The sequence below is a fragment of the Erwinia pyrifoliae DSM 12163 genome, from assembly GCF_000026985.1.
Lineage (GTDB): Bacteria > Pseudomonadota > Gammaproteobacteria > Enterobacterales > Enterobacteriaceae > Erwinia > Erwinia pyrifoliae.
In genome coordinates, this window is sequence record NC_017390.1 from 1349537 (window position 1) to 1366647 (window position 17111).

Sequence of the window (17111 nt, forward strand, 5' to 3'; positions counted from 1 at the left end):
CCTGGGCAACAGTGGCGAACCCCGTTAATGTAGCGCAGGCATTTAACGCTCACCTTTTTTCCGGTGGGCGTTGTTGTTTTAACGGGGGAAATTTATAGTGTGTCTAATTGACGTAAGCGGAGCAACATAACAATGACTAAGTATGCTTTGGTGGGGGATGTCGGCGGCACGAATGCGCGCCTGGCACTATGTGAAATTGAAAACGGTGCCATCTCCCAGGCCAAAACGTTCTCCACTGCCGATTATGGCAGCCTGGAGGCGGTGATCCGTGCTTATCTGGCGGAACAACAGCAGGATATCAAACACGGTTGTATTGCCATCGCCTGCCCGATTACCGAAGACTGGGTTGAAATGACCAACCATGACTGGGCATTTTCAACCAGTAGCCTGAAAGCGAACCTGGCCTTTGATTCGCTGGAGATCATTAACGATTTTACCGCCGTCTCAATGGCCATCCCGATGCTGACAGAGCAAGATCTGATGCAGTTCGGTGGCAGCGTGCCGGTAGCGGATAAACCCGTTGCCGTTTATGGTGCCGGAACCGGCCTCGGCGTTGCGCATCTGGTGCATGTGGACAAACGCTGGGTCAGTCTGCCTGGCGAAGGGGGGCATGTTGATTTTGCCGCCAATAGCGAGGAAGAAGATCTGATACTTGAAGTGCTGCGCGAAGAGTTGGGCCACGTATCCGCCGAGCGAATTCTCTCCGGCAGCGGCCTGGTTAACCTCTATCGGGCGATTGTTAAGTCAGACCATCGCCTGCCAGAAAATCTGAAACCACGCGATGTGACCGAGCGCGCATTGCAGGACACCTGTACCGACTGCCGTCGGGCGCTGTCGATGTTCTGTGTGGCTATGGGGCGCTTTGGCGGCAACCTGGCGCTTAACCTCGGCACCTTTGGCGGCGTCTATATTGCCGGCGGCATCGTGCCGCGCTTCCTTGAATTCTTTAAAGCATCCGGCTTCCGCGCGGCGTTTGAAGATAAGGGGCGCTTCAAGGATTATGTCGCGCCAATCCCGGTCTATCTCATCACCCACAATTATCCTGGGTTACTGGGTGCCGGCGGGCATCTGCGTCAGACGCTGGGCCGCGTGCTGTAACGCCCGGCGCTTTACTGTTGCGGCCTTTTACCGCCGCATCAGCTGGCGAAGCTCCTTCACCCTACTGCGGCTGACCGTCACCTGAAACGCACGATCGCGCCGTTTGAGGATCCAGGTGTTGTTAAACCAGGGTTCGGACTCGTGGATTTTACTGAGGTTGATGCAGTATGAGCGGTGACGGCGGAAAAAAAGCTCGCCCGGCAGGCTGCCGCAAAACTCGCTCATATTCATCGACATGACGTACTCTTCATGCCGCGTGTAAACAAAAGTCAGCTTCTCATGCGCTTCGGCATAGTAGATATCGTTGATATAGCTGACGTCACCACGCCTTTTCCCCGGCAAGGATGGATGCCGTGAACAATGGCATTTTTCACCAGCGGCTGAATAAACAGGCTGGGCAGTGAAAAATCCGGCTGATTAAAATATTTTATTCTGCCTCTCGACAAGGGAAGTGCGGGCAAGTTATGTTCATGATTCGGCCACGTTAATGGCCTGCGTCGCTCGGACGGTCCGGGCGCTTACGTGAATCAGAGGACGCCATGACTGACAACTCATCCCCACGCCGTTTTTCCCGTATTGAAAGACTGCCGCCGTATGTTTTTAACATCACCGCAGAACTGAAGATGGCAGCTCGCCGTCGTGGTGAAGACATTGTCGATTTCAGTATGGGCAACCCTGATGGCCCGACGCCCCCCCACATCGTGGAAAAACTCTGTACTGTGGCACAGCGTGACGACACGCACGGTTATTCCACGTCGCGCGGTATTCCTCGCCTGCGCCGTGCTATTTCGCGCTGGTACGCCGACCGCTATCAGGTGGAGATTGACCCGGAATCTGAGGCCATAGTGACTATTGGCTCGAAAGAGGGGCTGGCGCATCTGATGCTGGCTACGCTCGACCACGGTGATACGGTACTGGTGCCGAATCCCAGCTATCCTATCCACATTTACGGCGCGGTGATTGCCGGTGCTCAGGTGCGATCTGTACCGCTGGTGGCAGGCGTAGACTTCTTCAACGAGCTGGAGCGCGCCATTCGTGAAAGCTACCCGAAGCCGAAAATGATGATCCTCGGTTTCCCTTCCAATCCGACCGCGCAATGCGTGGAACTGGATTTTTTCGAAAGGGTTATCGCGCTGGCGAAGCGGTACAACGTGTTGGTTATTCATGACCTTGCTTACGCTGACATTGTTTATGACGGCTGGAAAGCGCCTTCGATTATGCAGGTACCCGGTGCGCGCGATGTGGCAGTTGAATTCTTTACCCTGTCGAAAAGTTACAATATGGCCGGCTGGCGCATTGGTTTTATGGTGGGGAACAAGGAGCTGGTGGCGGCACTGGCGCGTATAAAAAGCTATCACGACTACGGTACTTTCACCCCGCTACAGGTGGCGGCCATCGCGGCGCTGGAAGGGGATCAGCAGTGCGTTCTTGACATTGCTGAACAGTATAAACGCCGTCGTGATGTGCTGGTAAAAGGGCTGCATGAAGCAGGCTGGATGGTGGATAACCCGAAAGCGTCCATGTATGTCTGGGCAAAAATTCCCGACCGCTACGCGCATCTGGGATCGCTGGAATTTGCCAAACTGCTGTTGCAGGAGGCAAAAGTGTGCGTGTCACCAGGCATTGGTTTCGGCGATTACGGCGATACGCATCTGCGTTTTGCACTCATCGAAAACAGCGATCGTATTCGTCAGGCGGTCAGAGGGATCAAGGCGATGTTCCGTGCTGAAGGCGTGTTTCCAGCAGCGGACGGAACTGGCGAAGAGTCGCTTTAAGGTCAACAGGTGCCAGCCGGGCTATATGCCTGGCACCTTAACCGACGCGGCTTTTCCAGCCTCGGCCAATAAAAACGTTCGCTCAGGCTAACAGAAGAAAAGTGAGACCCGCTGAAATACAGGCTTGAATGGGTGCTATCTCCAACCCGGCGGCGTGATCTTGAATAAAACCGCCGGGAAATTAGCCTCTGCATGTTCGAACATTTGTTGGTGAATATTGTACGTACATGTTTCTCGTTCATAGCCACTTTCTACAGACCCGATTAGCGCATTATTCCATTTATCAAAATTACCCCCTGTGACTTGCGGATCTAACAGGTTGGCTTTATGCATCAATGCATTGGCATAATCCCTCAATGCTTTTGGTGAATCAAATTCCGCTCCAAGAAAGTATTTGGATGAGTACCTGGTGAACAACGTGGCAAGACTGAACAGAATTCTGGCATTTTCCCTGTGATTCATATTGCTAAGACCGTAGGCTTTGATGATTTTTTCAAAATGCGCTTGCTCAAGATTGCACAGGTAGTTTTTGTCTTCATCCACAGTATAGGTCAATACCTTCTCAAATATTTCTGTCAGCTGCCGCATATCCTCTGCAGTTTTAATTTTGTCTTTATCATCCGCATACATGCGCGATAGCGTTGATTCAAATCGATGGCGATAAATACCAAGATCGAGGATTTCTATGAGCTTTTTAAAACTGCTTGTTGACAGTTCCTTTTGAAATTCATCCTTAAATATTCTGAACTCGGTAAAAAAAATATCCTCATGATTCAGCTCACCTTGCGTAACGATTTTATTATTTTCATATAGAAAGAATTTATTCCAGTTGGCATTTAAATTACTATTATTTACATGTAGCATTGCGCAAAGATTTTCATGGTCAATAATCATGGTTTTATGACCATTGATAAGGATGAAATTAAAATTACCCCTATCAGACCAGTCAGGCTCTGTTTCACTGTTGCCGAATTCTGTTTTTGCTGTAAAGGGTTTTACAGCATCCAGTTGAAGATACTTATTATAGGTTTCTCTGGCGCTTGCCACTAGTTCTGGGTCTTCATGATGAGTGCAAATAGCCATTAATTGAATGAAGAACCCATTGCATTTAATCATATACTCTTTTGTTTTGACGTCATTTGAGAATGAGTCAAATCTCTTTATGAGACTTGACAGGATTTTGGGGGACAGTCTTTTTAGATTGACCTTTTTATCAGCATTTTCAATCACGTTTTCCACTAGCTTTTTAAAAAAAAGATAAATTTCACCATCGTCTAAATAGCAGTTTTCAGATGCGATGTTATTGAGTAGTGAATCCAAAACGAATGGAATTAAATTGATATCTACTCTGGATCTGACTATCAGGTTGACTATTTCTTTAATGATTTTTGTCTTTATTCCAGAGTATTCTCTACTTATGGTTTTTAACATATGAAAAAGAGAGGCGTGAGGTCCGTAATCATTAAGTAACCAGTCCGCTTCCGAAAGGCTCAAGACAGAGGGGAGATGAAGATTGATGACGGCCTTGTCAAGTATAGTCCCTGTAAAGTCACCATCACATAAGCCGAAATGGTGTGTATTTTGAAATGGATTTGTTAGCCGGATAGTAAATTTTGCTCCTATCATACTGGCATTCTTGAAAACAGGGTTGAATAAAAAGATATCGCTTAAGTCAACGCCATCTAACGTGGAACCTGAAAAATCAGGCCTTTTCTCTAATAATATGTCAAACTCACCTGGGTTTTTCATCTCATTTGAACCCCGAAAATCACAACTTCTCAAGTCTTTGTTTTTAAGATTTGAATAAGACAAATTTGAACCGGTGAATTTTTCTCTTATTCTTATATTTACCCTGGCGCTCCCGGCTGGTGATAAAAAACCGCTTCGTACTATTGAATGGATGCCTTCTGCCTTATTTATAGTGATGGATTCAAGTTCGTCCAGCAGATGCATGCAGAGGAATAAGCGAGCCTGGGCCTGCGTTTCATTTGATGATTTTTTTCGTCGAAATAAGGCATTTTCGGCTTCTACATTCAAAATTTTATTAGCAAATTCTATGTTTTCAACAGTGGGGGATTTATTTGCAAGTCGCACGACTTCCTTTGGTTTTTTTAAGATATTAGCTGTGAGGTAAAGTAGTGGGCTAATCATGTGATTATCCAAAGTTAAAAGTATAAATATACCCTAATTTAGCCGTGTTAATATAAATAAACGCTCAGGGTCTGTTATTTAAGATTATTTAATCGGACTTCATTTTCCTGTTGCTGTCAGGTAAGTTATTCAATTAAATAAACTGTGTAAAAGGCCGTTGCTTAATCTTACCCAACAGCTTTCGGTATTATGACTTACTTTATACCAACGTTTGACGGACATAGATTGCTGATGTTACGCATCAGATTTTTATTATTTATTCTCACCCACCCTTTACGGTGTTATCGCGATATCATCCTCCACATGACCGGGCAGCAATACGCTGCAGTATGCCCACCATGCCGAACAGTGCTACAGTTATGGTCGAATATGCTGAAACCCTCGTCTTATCGAAAGCATATGCATTGGCATTATTCAGGCCATTACCCGCATGGAAAAAATGCAAAGTCACGTTGCTTAACGAGCCAGGAAACTCGCTAAAGCCGACTGACAGGAGACGCAGATGCAAACGCTTTTAGTCGCCATTGATAACTCGGTGATTGCCCGTAAAGTGATTGCGCTGGCCAGCATCCAGGCGCTGGCTTTACAGGCGCAAGTGGTGGTGGTGTGCTGCATCGACAGCGATTACGCCTGTGGGCCGTTGGAGATTAAAGCGGGTGAGGACCCCGGCGATCCTGGACTGACGCGGGATGAGCAAAACACGGCAGAAGCGGTCGTGCGTCAGGCGCTGGCCGAGCTGCAGCGTGCCGGAGTCACGGCGAGCGGGCGCATAGTGGCCGGCAAATCGGCACAAACCATTGTTGCCGAAGCGAATAGCCTGCAGGCGGCGATGATTATCATGGGCCGTCGTCATCTGTCGCCGGTTAATCGCCTGCTAAAAGGCTCGTGCAGCGCTGCCGTTATCGAACGCGCCAGCTGCCCGGTACTGGTCGATGTGCGCGTTGATTAATCGAACCGGTGACGCGTCCTGACCGATGATTGCAGGAAACCATTTTGACTTCAAACGTGATTCTGGCCTCTGTCTTCTCCACGGTGTTTTGGCTGGTGTTGACTGGCTGGCTGTGGAAAGGCAAAAAACTGTCCGCTCCTGTGGCCATTTTGCTGTTTTTGCTGCCACCGCTGGTGGGCAATATCGGGTATTACCACTGGATAGCTCAAGAGCGTCAGCAAGATGCCATGATTGCGGCTGCCCGCACGCAGCTGGCCTCTTCCCCCGTCTGGCGAACGATTAAACAGCAGCAGCCCGCGCTGTATCAACAGGCCGGCGATGAGCTGGCAGGCCTGCTGCGTGCAGGGACGCCACTGCGGCAGGCGGTTGCACAATTGCGCCCGCTGGCCGCAGAGCTGCTGAACCAGCGTATTGATGCCGCCCGTGATGAAGATTTGATTGAATATATGAAGATCTCGCTGGAGGAGATGAAATTGATCCGACAGCGCAGCCCCGACGCGTGTTTCCGCTTCCTGTTTCCACAGGTTAAGGGCGGAGTGAATATCAGTGAACTGCTGCTGCCGGCTTTAATGGAGCGTGAGCTGCTGGCAATGGATCGCCTGCTGCAGCACAGTAATGGTGCCGGGCAGCAGATTGATTTACCTCGCGGACGATTGCAGCTGCAAAAGGTGGTTCAGGGGCTATATGACCGCTGGGGAAGCGATCTGCAGATGATGAACCTGCCGGGTGAGGCGGGTGCAGATGAAACTAAACTGTGTGACATGACGATTGATCTGTACCAGTCTGTTCTGGCACTTACTGATAAGGATTCGGCAAGTGTTCTGCGTATCATTATTGGCGGTACAGGTCACTAAAGAAAAAAAAAGCCCGCTTATGGCGGGCAGAAATATTTTTAGTTTTTTTGGAAATAATTCCCGGTGTTGTGCAGACATATCGTCGTGTCTGTAAGCATATTCTCATTGATATCCAGACAATGCCATACGGCTCCCTGAATCAATTCAATCGGTGAAACATTGCATAAGTTAAGTAAAATTGTGCAAATGCGCCGGTGTCTGATGGCCGCCGCCGTGGGGGTTGTTATGATGCGCCACCGGAAAAAAGGAGTCATGATGAAAAAAGAAGCGATCGGTGCATTAGCGCTGTTACTGTTAGCTGGCTGCACTTCCAGCAAGCCAGGGGCTTATGAAAAGGTCGATGAAGATCCGGCCGTCAATAGCGTACAGTACCGTTTCAAACCTGGGCAGGTTGATAAATCCGCTATGCTAAAAGACGTCGAGCAATTCTGTTCCGAACGGGGCTTTGATAAAGTAGAAGCGCTTAATCCGCAGGAAAGCCACGTTCCCGGATTAATGAAAGCCTGGTACCAATGTAATTACCGTATTAAAAGCTAGTATGGGGGCGGGCAATATGCCCGCCCATGATGGCATAAGCTAACTGCCTGTTATTATCTTGCCGTACGCAGGCCTTGCCCGCTGACGTCAGCCTTACCTGACCCGGTGCGGGTACCCACAATAGTAATCACCGTGATAATAGCCACCATAGCAACTCATGCGATGATAAGGCCGGGCAACAACACAGCCACTTGGCACAAGAATCATCGCGATAACAGTGATTGCTTTAATGAGACTCGTCATGACGATTCTCCTGTTCTTATTTACTGGCTACAAGGCAACGTAAGAAACATGGAGGAACGATGCCGCGAGTGTAGGGGCTGTCCCTCAGGGTATTGCAAATTAATTCATTAAGCTGAAGTTCTTCCTTCATCGCGACCCTGTTTGCAGGGCTGGCTGCCAAATCGGTCTGCTTTATCCTGCTACAGCCTGTAAAAAATAACCTAGACTTTAGCCGAATAAACATACCAGCAAGGAATTGAAGATGGCCTACCAGGTAGAAAATGTTTTATCCGTACAGGCTGAATTAGGGGAATGCCCGCTGTGGAGCGTAGAGCAACAGGTGCTGTGGTTTGTTGATATTATTGCCCCTGCTTTACATCGCTTCAACCCGTCCAGCGGTGAACATCAGGTCTGGCCGGTTGCAGAGGATATTGGCTGTATTGGCTTGTGTAAAGACGGTGGACTGATAGCCGCGCTGCGTAGCGGCGTTTGTTTTCTCAATCAGCGTGGCGAAATTACCCGGCGTATCGCCAGCAACCCTGGGGATGCTCCGCGCAGTCGCTTTAACGACGGCCGGGTTGATCCGTTTGGCCGTTTCTGGTTTGGCAGCCTGTGGGAGCCGCAGGATCGCAACGGAGCAAGGCTATACCGCGTAGACAATCAGCTCAAACTTACCGAGCAGGCCGACGATATTATGATCTCTAACGGACTGGCTTTTACTCCCGACCGCCTGTGGATGTATCAAAGCGATACGCCACATGGGGTGCTTTACCGTTATCCGCTGGATGCCGTTACTGGCGAAATCGGCCAGCGTGAGGTATTTCGGCGTTTTGATGCGCAGCAGGGGGGAAGCCCTGACGGTGCGGCGATGGATAGCGAGGGATATTACTGGGCGGCGATGTTTGACGGCGGGCGTGTTGTGCGTATCGATACGCGCAGCGGGGACATTGTTGATGAGATCCGGCTACCGGTACGTTGGCCAACGATGGTCGCCTTTGGTGGCCCGGATCTGAAGACTCTGTATATCACCACGTCAAGAGAGGATCGCAGCGCGGAGGAGTTGGCGCAGTACCCGCAATCCGGCGATCTGTTTGCCGTACGGGTTGCGGTTGCAGGTCTTCCTGAGCCGCTGTTCCATCAACATTAACTCCCGCTAAAAACGTTGAAACGCCCGCTGCGGCAACCGGCACGGGCACATTGATTTTCAGCGGGTAGTCAGGAGATTTTCGCTTTCCTTTTACGCCGATATTGATGGGCAATGGACAGTGGCGGACAGCAACGGACAGTGATAATGATATCATCAGCACTACCCTAAACAGACTAAACGTCACGGTAAAACCACTAAACAGTGAGGCGACAAGCGATCCCATTACGCTGCCGATAACAAAGCCCAGGTAAACCCCCCCGTAGTTTTCGGCCAGGTTATTTAGTCCGAAGAAGTCGCTCACCAGTGACGGGTAAACGGTGATTGTGCCGCCAAAACTAAAGGCCACGCAGGCAATATCGATGCGCAAAATACCCCCTTTTTTCCATGGTGATAACTGCATTCAGACGCGGAGGTTATCAACTATCGCCGACAAGGGTTGAACCTGTCCGCTTCTCAGGGCATGATCGCCGCTGGTTTTAAGGAGACGCTATGAAGCAATTGATTGCACAACTCAAGCAGTACGGTATCGAGCCTAATCACGCCATTTCGCTGACGATTATTTTCGCTATTATTTTTCTGACGGCCGTCGTCATTCACTTTATTCTGCATCGCATCGTTTTGGCCGCCTGTGAAAAACGCGCTCAGGCCAGCCAGCATCTTTGGCTGCACATCCTTACGGAGCATAAGCTGTTTCACCGACTGGCATTTACCCTGCAAGGGGTCATCGTCAATGTTCAGGCGGTGCTCTGGCTGCAAAAAGGCAGTGATGCAGCCGCCATTCTGACAGCCTGTGCACAGTTATGGGTGATGCTCTACGCCCTGATGTCATTTTTCTCGCTGCTGGATGTGGTGAACAGTTTATCGAACCGTTTCTCATTTGCCGCACATTTCCCGCTTAAGGGATTGCTACAGGGCGTTAAGCTTATCGGTGCTATTGTCGTTGGCATTATGATGATCTCGCTGCTGATTGGAAAATCTCCGGCAATTTTGATCAGCGGGCTGGGCGCGATGGCCGCCGTCCTGATGTTGGTATTCAAAGACCCAATCCTCGGGCTGGTGGCGGGTATTCAGCTTTCTGCCAACAATATGCTCAGGCTTGGAGACTGGCTGGAGATGCCGAAATACGGGGCTGACGGCGCGGTGACGGATATCGGGCTGACCACGGTAAAAGTACGTAACTGGGATAACACCATCACCACTATCCCGACCTATGCACTGGTTTCCGACGCGTTTAAAAACTGGAGTGGCATGTCGGCCTCTGGCGGCCGTCGTATTAAGCGTTGTATTAACATTGATACTACCAGCATCCACTTTCTGACCACGGACGAGCAGGAAAAACTGGCTTATGCCCGCCTGCTATCGCCTTATATGGCGTCCCGTCAGGAGGAAATTGCCAGCTGGAACGGACAGAATGCGGGGCCAGCCTCGGTGCTGAACCAGCGTAAGATGACGAATGTCGGCACTTTCCGCGCCTATCTCACCGAGTATCTTCGTCAGCACCCGTCCATTCGGCAGGACATGACATTGATGGTGCGCCAAATGGCGCCGGGAGCAGAAGGCTTACCGCTGGAAATCTACGCTTTTACCAATACCGTGGTATGGCTGGAATACGAAAGCATTCAGGCCGATATTTTTGACCATGTGTTTGCCGTAGTGGGCGAGTTTGGCCTGCGCATTCACCAGGCACCTACCGGCAGCGATGTGCGCGCCATAGCAGGCAAGAGCTTATATTGAGTAAGCCGCTGGCAATGGTATGAGGGGGGGATGGCCACGTTCCCCTTCGGTCAGCTCAGCAGAATACACGATCCATAAGGCCATTATCAGCGTTTAATGGTGTCTGAGTGCGTAACCAGTGACCCTCCCGCAGTTGGCTTACAGCCTGCGCCCGGCCTGCAAGCGTATCTTTCAGTTCAGAATCCGCATTTGAGCGTTTCCTGTTACTTTTAACCCTATCCCTTTGACGGTTAACCGATAGCATTAATAACCGCTGGCTATGCGGTGGTGATTTTTCGACCACAGGAGGTGGCGACATGATAGGTTTAACCAGAGAAAATCCGGCATCAGAATCTCGGCTCACTGCCGTCAGGGTTCATTCAAAAGTACCTCGCAGGGATAGCGAGACATCACCACTCACCATTGGGCTTGAATCGGTAAAAAAAAGTACGTGAGGGCCTGTCACGTCAATGCAGCAACAGTTCAGGCAGTAAACCTGCATGCGGGCTACTGGGAGCTTTGAAGAAACGGCTGCTACGCGGTGATAGCAATCTCGGCGGGGAGGATATTGAACTGGCGGAGGTGGCTACTCAGGGCAAAATACTTTATCAAAAAGCGCAAGCCGGGCGCGATGCTCAGAGCGAAAACCAGTTTCAGACACTTCCCTTTTCACTTAACAGTAAGGCTGGACGCATCATCGGCGCTGTCACGCTGTTAGCCGGTATCGGGCTGTGTTGGAGGCAGTTCAGCCAGGGTGAGGAACCCTCAGCGACTTTGCCCCCGGATAAAGCGGGTGCAACCCCTGTTTCCTCAGCAATGACCGATACAGTCGGTTCATCCGGGTCAGTCAACAATCATACCGACCCATATCATAGATCGATAAATGCACACAGACATGCGCGGGCGAATCAGCCCAAACCACAGACATTCACCACAACAGTGACGGAATCCGGCATAAGTAAAAAGCGGTTGTTTGATTTTTCATGTGCAAAAGAGCGTGAAATATTGAGTTTCTCAGACGTTCTTCGCAACATCGCTGATACTTTGAGTAGTCCTGCCAAAAAAATGGGGGAAGAGTGGCAGATCGTCTACGATTATTCTTTACTGAAGGTAGGGTGCCCAAAAGCCTCGGAAAAAATGTTTCTCCTGAATATATTGCATTACGTCGACGCAGTCTCTGAAACAATACTTCATTCATTCCCGGAATTTATTCCATTAATGATTTTGCAAAACATTGCGCCTCCCGTTCTGAAAACAATAGCAGACAAACTGGAAGGAAAAAAAATTTCTTTTGATGTCATTATTGAAGTTAACAAAGAGTTATTATCTGTTTTCCAAATGCTTTCTGCATCACTTGATGCACATGGTATAAATTTGCTAAGCAAAGAAAGAGATGGAAGGCCAGGAGGGATAATTCCTGAGAAATTGAAAATTGAAAAAGGGGCTGTAATAGTAGAAGTTAACGGCGGTGAGTTCAAAATGAACAGGGATTCATATGGAGTCTACATTTATGAATTAGAGCAAAAAAGCCTGGCGTTAAGAAAGCAATACATCAATTATCTTCGCGATAAGAAAATCTGGGTACACCAAAAAAACTCGGTAATATTGAGTCCCGTCAATCCAGGTGATGAATCAGTTTTTGAAGTAAGCCGTAAAATACTGAACGCTTCCACGAATGTAGCAAAAAACGTGGGGAAAGATATCTCATCGGTGAACTTCATTACTGCAGTGCTGGCCAGGTCTGGTTGGGTGGAAGGTGAAAGTCTGGAATTAATGCGTGGAAATAGTGAACGGTTAAACCTTATTATAAATCATATCGAGAATAAAGTTAGCATTAAAGATACCAACCAATTATTACATCTCAAATCAGGGCAGGTTGTCGTCTTCACGCAAAATAAAGGCAGTGAAGTAGAGGCCAAATACGCCATGCTGGCTGCTGGGAATGGTTTGTTTACAGGTGTTCATAATGAGATATTTTCCGGGGAATTTGCTTGTGAAGATATTACGTTGACAGCAGAGCAGTTGGGGGGGTTCGAAGGTGGATCGCTTTTAAGCATTAAAGGAGAGATGTTTCAGGTGTCAGCCGGTTTTGTAAAAAACACTCAGTTACCCTTTTATAAAAGCTATAAAGATTCAGTATTAAATTTGGGAAAAGAAGCCTACAGTGAGGGTAATGCTCATGCAATAGCGGTGGTTTTATCAAGAACCGGGGATATACCACCCGATTTGGTATCAGCCCTGCATAGTGAAATGCTCAACAAAGGCTCCGTACGTCAATATATCAAGGGTAAGAAAGGGTGGTTGAACGGTGAGGATATAGCATCCAATATCCCACCCGGCGGCATGATCTTCCTGACTCAAAAGCCGGGGGAAAGTTATGAGGACGGCATTTTTTCTTTGCGCCTCAATGAGGATGAATTTTTTATCCCCGAACTTTTGGAACCCGCACTGAAAGTCGGCGGGGCAGGAACAATATATAAATTAGCCGAGCTTAAAGGTAACATTAAAGAAAAAAACCTTTGGGTAAAGCCAGTTGCGTTCGACCTCGAAAAAACCAGAGTTCAGGCATTGCTGGGAAGAGACTCAAGATTTTATATATTCGGTGATAGTTTGCGCATTCGGGCGCATGGAGGCCCCAATAGCATTAACTACAAATCCCCTTCCGAGATTGTCAGTATTATAAGAGGTCTTGCAATATCAAAAGATATTGACCTCAACAGAATCAATTCCATTGAGATTGAATCCTGTTTTGGCGCCACCGGTTTTCCCTCCAGTGGAAGAATCATCTCAGCTAAAATGGGTAAAAAAGTGGTGGCCTGGCGTGGTAAGTATCGCACGGGGCATGACGCAGCTAACAAAGACAGAGTTGTTTATTTTCCCACTCCCTTAAATCACCTGGAGAATATTTCAGCAGAAATTTTTGAAAGAAACATTAGTTTTATAAATAAAATAAAGGCTATATACTTCTATCTGGTCAATACAATTTTTGAGCCATCACCTTTAATAGCGCCAAGGATAAAACGGAATTCACGCTATTTTAATCTTTTCCTGCTTGATCTGGGTAAGTTGGTTTTGGGGAAAACAGATACGGAGAATTTTATCAAAAACAATGAATTTTTCTACGGTCTCCGTGATGGTGATAAAGCGATTATTCGTGATGAAATCCTCATATACAAACCTAAAAATAGCCAGGATTTCTTCGAGCTTTGCATGGAGGTTTTATTTGTCAGCCCAGAGGCCAGCGAGTACCTCGATTCATATATTAGTAAAGCACTAAACGATGATAATTTTTCTTTGACTTTACAATCTACCAGCCCGGACAAGTCATGTATTGACGCGGATTTTATAAAAAAAATCAACACTACCGAATTACTTGACCTTGCATATGTTCTGGGAATATCCAGCGAAAATATGTATCTTTCTCCCAAAGAATGGCATGAGTTTGGTTTTGTTGGTGATATTTTTATCAATACCGAGCGCAACACATTCTTTGAATTAAGGAAGGAGGGAATCCCTTCAAGTCATTTCTGGCACTATCCAGATGATGCGCTTAACGATGAAAACTGGCTGTACGCAGGCCGTCATCCAGGAACATTGGCACAACCTAAAGACTGGTACGAGTATGGCAAGACAGGCTCCGTATTCTATGCCGAGAAACAGGGCTATTTTAGCCTCAAAACCGACGGCAGACCTTCCGACCTTCAATGGTACTTTCCGATGAACGCCCAGTCTGATAAACACTGGGAATTTATCACCCGTGAGGCTGGCACCTTCAAAACGCCCAGAAAATGGAATGATAACGGCGATGCCGGTGACGTCTATTTCTTAGCCGATAGTGAGTCTTTCTATATATTGAGAAAAGAGGGTAATCCACCGAGTCAGGGCTGGCTCTTTCCAATTGGCAAGACGGATAATGCTTACTGGATATACGCCGGAAATAATCAGGGTACACTTGACTCCCCCAAGCACTGGAATGAGTATGGGAAGGCGGGTTCAGTATATTATGAAGATAAAAATGGCTATTTTTCACTCAAAGCCGATGGCAACCCTTTGAGCAATAACTGGTCATACCCTAATGTGGGGCACTCCAATGAACACTGGAATTTTATATGCTACGAAGTGGGTTCATTCAAAGCACCTAAACTGCCGGGTGTTGAGGGCTCTGCTGGAGAAGTCTATTACTCCACCGAAAAAAAATTATATTACATTCTGAGAAAAGATGGCAAGCCAGCTCGACACGGCTGGCATTTCCCTCCCGATAAAACCGATGATGAGAACTGGATTTACGGCGGGGAAAACGCCGGAACGGCAGAATTCCCCAAAAACTGGGGCGAGTACGGTAAAGCCGGTTCAGTTTATCATCAACCCGGCTATGGCTATTTCAGCCTTAAAACCGAAGGTCGGCCATCTGAAAATAAATGGAAATTCCCCAATGGCGGCAAGTCCAATAAACACTGGAAGCTGATATCCTGGGAACAAGGTAGCTTTAATGCCCCCAGGCAACCCGATACCCCGGGCAGGGCCGGAGAAGTTTATTACTCTCATAAATACCAGCTGTTTTATATTTTGAGAGCCAGTGGTAATCCATCTTTGCAAAACTGGCCTTTTCCTGCGAATGGACAAGATGACGAGAACTGGATTTGTGCCGGGAAAAACAGAGGAACCCCGCAATCACCTAAGGCATTGAACGAGTATGGCAAAGCGGGTTCTTTATACTACCAACCTGGATATGGCTATTTGGCCCTCAAAACGGAAGGTCGGCCGTCATCAAGTCAATGGAATTTGCCTAATGGCGGCCAGTCTGATAAACACTGGAAATTCATATCTTTTGATCGGGGTTCCTTTATCGCCCCCAAAAATCGGAATTTGCAAGGCAAGGCCGGAGAGGTCTATTTTTCTGTAGAAACAGAGTCGTTTTATATCCTAAGAAATGAGATTACTGATTCCGCCAACAGCTGGTCTTTCCCTTCTGGCAAGGAAGATAACGCTAACTGGTTCTACGCAGGAGAAAACAGGGGAACCCTCGACTCACCTAAAGCATGGAACGAATATGGAAAAGTAGGTTCAGTATACTATCAGGCTGAATATGGTTATCTAACGCTAAAAAAAGAAGGTCGCCCGTCCAAATATAATTGGAGCTTTCCACATCCAGGTAAGTCCAACGACTATTGGAAATTCATTTCCCTGAAGATGGGATCCTTCATTGCCCCTAAACATTTGTATGAAGAAGGCATTGCTGGCGAAGTTTATCATTCAGATAAAAACCAGCCGTTTTATATCCTGAAAAAAGCGGGTAAGCCCTCCATCGAAGGATGGCAATTCCCGCCTGATGAAGAAGATAATGCTAACTGGATCTGCGCCGGGGTAAACAGGGGAACTCCGGACTCACCTAAAGCCTGGACCGATTACGGAAAAGTCGGCTCGGTCTATTATCAACCTGAGTATGGCTATCTGACCCTGAAAAATGATGGCAGGCCGTCAGATTATCACTGGACTTTGCCAAGTGAAGGAAAGTCGAACGAGTATTGGGAATTCATATCCCATCAGTCTGGATCCTTCAGCACCCCCAAATGTCAGAATGATAAAGGTACGGTTGGAGAAATTTATTACGATGATGAAAAATTGTCTTTTTACATCTTGAAAACAGAAGGAACTCCTTCAGCCGCCGGCTGGTCTTTCCCTCACGACAAGACGGATAACGCCCGCTGGATTTACGGCGGGGAGAACAAAGGTATTCTGCACTCTCCCAAAGCATGGGGTGAGTATGGAAAACGGGGATCTGTATATCATAGTTTCAGACACGGCTATCTGATTCTGCAAACAGAAGGCCGTCCATCCGACAATAAATGGTATTACCCGCCTGACGGTCAGTCTGACGAACACTGGCAATTTATTTCCTGGGAAGCCGGTTCCTGGATCGCCCCCAAGCGGCAGAGTGACGAAGGTATGGCGGGGGAAGTCTACTATTCCGACAAAAATAGTTTATTTTATATCCTGAAAAAAGCGGGGAAACCCGCGAAACTCGGCTGGTATTTTCCTGCTGACAGGGCAGATAACGCTTACTGGATCTACGCCGGGGATCATAAAGGAACCCTGCAATCGCCTAAAAAGTGGAATGAATATGGAAAAGCTGGCTCGGTATATTATCAGCCCGGGTATGGGTTTTTGACTCTGAAAGCTGAGGGCAGGCCCCCGGACAATCACTGGCTTTTCCCAGCTGTCGGTAAGTCTGATGGACACTGGAACTTTATCTCTTTCGAAGCGGGTAGCTACACCGCTTCTAAAGGTCTTGATGACAAAGGCGTTGCTGGTGAAGTCTATTATTCTTCCGCCAGCAATCTGTTTTATATTTTAAGAAAAGAAGGAATACCTTCGTCCAACGGTTGGGACTTCCCTTCTGGCAAGATGGACAACTGGTACTGGCTGTACGGTGGGGAAAACCGGGGAACCCTGGCTAACCCTAAAAATTGGTCTGAGTATGGAAAAGTGGGATCGGTTTATTATATTGCTGGAAATGGCCACTTTCTTCTGCAAACTGAAGGGATCCCCTCAGTCAACAAATGGTATTTTCCGCTTAACGGCGGTTCAAATGTCCACTGGCTTTATATTAAGCGATGAGTGGATGCTGGCGCGCACGCGGCAGGGAAATATTAAAGCCACACCGC

At 48.0% G+C, this 17111-nt stretch carries 9 protein-coding genes and 2 pseudogenes; 8 read left to right on the top strand and 3 right to left on the bottom strand.

Annotation, left to right across the window (positions count from 1 at the left end; all coding sequences use genetic code 11):
• Positions 1-132: 132 nt before the first annotated feature.
• Positions 133-1098 carry a glucokinase gene (gene glk, locus EPYR_RS05960; RefSeq protein ID WP_012667501.1) on the top strand — a complete coding sequence of 322 codons (966 nt, stop codon included), beginning with the start codon at positions 133-135 and terminating at the stop codon, positions 1096-1098.
• A 27-nt stretch (positions 1099-1125) separates the two neighbouring features.
• On the opposite strand, the pseudogene EPYR_RS05965 reads toward glk, so the two are convergent.
• Positions 1126-1416 (bottom strand): annotated as a pseudogene (locus EPYR_RS05965) (LytTR family DNA-binding domain-containing protein); the annotation flags it as partial.
• Positions 1417-1637: 221 nt separating this feature from the next.
• Between EPYR_RS05965 and alaC the strand changes: the two are divergent.
• The gene (gene alaC / locus EPYR_RS05970; protein ID WP_012667503.1) at positions 1638-2873 is read left to right on the top strand and encodes an alanine transaminase; all 1236 of its coding nucleotides are present in this window, start codon (positions 1638-1640) and stop codon (positions 2871-2873) included.
• Between the two features lie 135 nt (positions 2874-3008).
• Here the strand turns inward: alaC and EPYR_RS05975 are convergent, their stop codons facing one another.
• Complete coding sequence (locus EPYR_RS05975) at positions 3009-5024, bottom strand: pentapeptide repeat-containing protein (RefSeq protein WP_226060726.1); 2016 nt, start codon at positions 5022-5024, stop codon at positions 3009-3011.
• Positions 5025-5526: 502 nt separating this feature from the next.
• Here EPYR_RS05975 and EPYR_RS05980 point away from each other — a divergent pair.
• The 4 genes from EPYR_RS05980 (at position 5527) to EPYR_RS05995 (ending at position 8733) form a co-directional block, all read left to right on the top strand.
• Positions 5527-5973, top strand: coding sequence for a universal stress protein (locus EPYR_RS05980; protein ID WP_012667505.1), 447 nt, complete (start codon positions 5527-5529; stop codon positions 5971-5973).
• A gap of 44 nt (positions 5974-6017) precedes the next feature.
• Positions 6018-6827 (top strand): hypothetical protein, encoded by an 810-nt coding sequence (locus EPYR_RS05985; RefSeq protein ID WP_014538719.1) that lies wholly within the window; start codon positions 6018-6020, stop codon positions 6825-6827.
• Positions 6828-7082: 255 nt separating this feature from the next.
• On the top strand, positions 7083-7364 hold the full coding sequence (locus EPYR_RS05990; protein ID WP_012667507.1) for a hypothetical protein: 282 nt from the start codon (positions 7083-7085) through the stop codon (positions 7362-7364).
• A gap of 484 nt (positions 7365-7848) precedes the next feature.
• A complete protein-coding gene (locus EPYR_RS05995; RefSeq protein WP_012667509.1) occupies positions 7849-8733 on the top strand; it encodes an SMP-30/gluconolactonase/LRE family protein in 885 nt (294 codons plus the stop codon).
• Positions 8734-8854: 121 nt separating this feature from the next.
• On the opposite strand, the pseudogene EPYR_RS20990 reads toward EPYR_RS05995, so the two are convergent.
• Positions 8855-9094: pseudogene (locus tag EPYR_RS20990) on the bottom strand (oxalate/formate antiport family MFS transporter); the annotation flags it as partial.
• 128 nt (positions 9095-9222) lie between these two features.
• Between EPYR_RS20990 and EPYR_RS06000 the strand changes: the two are divergent.
• Both EPYR_RS06000 and EPYR_RS06005 read left to right on the top strand, forming a co-directional pair.
• Entirely contained in the window at positions 9223-10467 is a 1245-nt protein-coding gene (locus tag EPYR_RS06000; RefSeq protein WP_012667510.1) for a mechanosensitive ion channel family protein, read from the top strand.
• Between the two features lie 795 nt (positions 10468-11262).
• Positions 11263-17064, top strand: a complete 5802-nt coding sequence (locus EPYR_RS06005) for a hypothetical protein (protein ID WP_014538721.1) — start codon at positions 11263-11265, stop codon at positions 17062-17064.
• Positions 17065-17111: the final 47 nt, after the last annotated feature.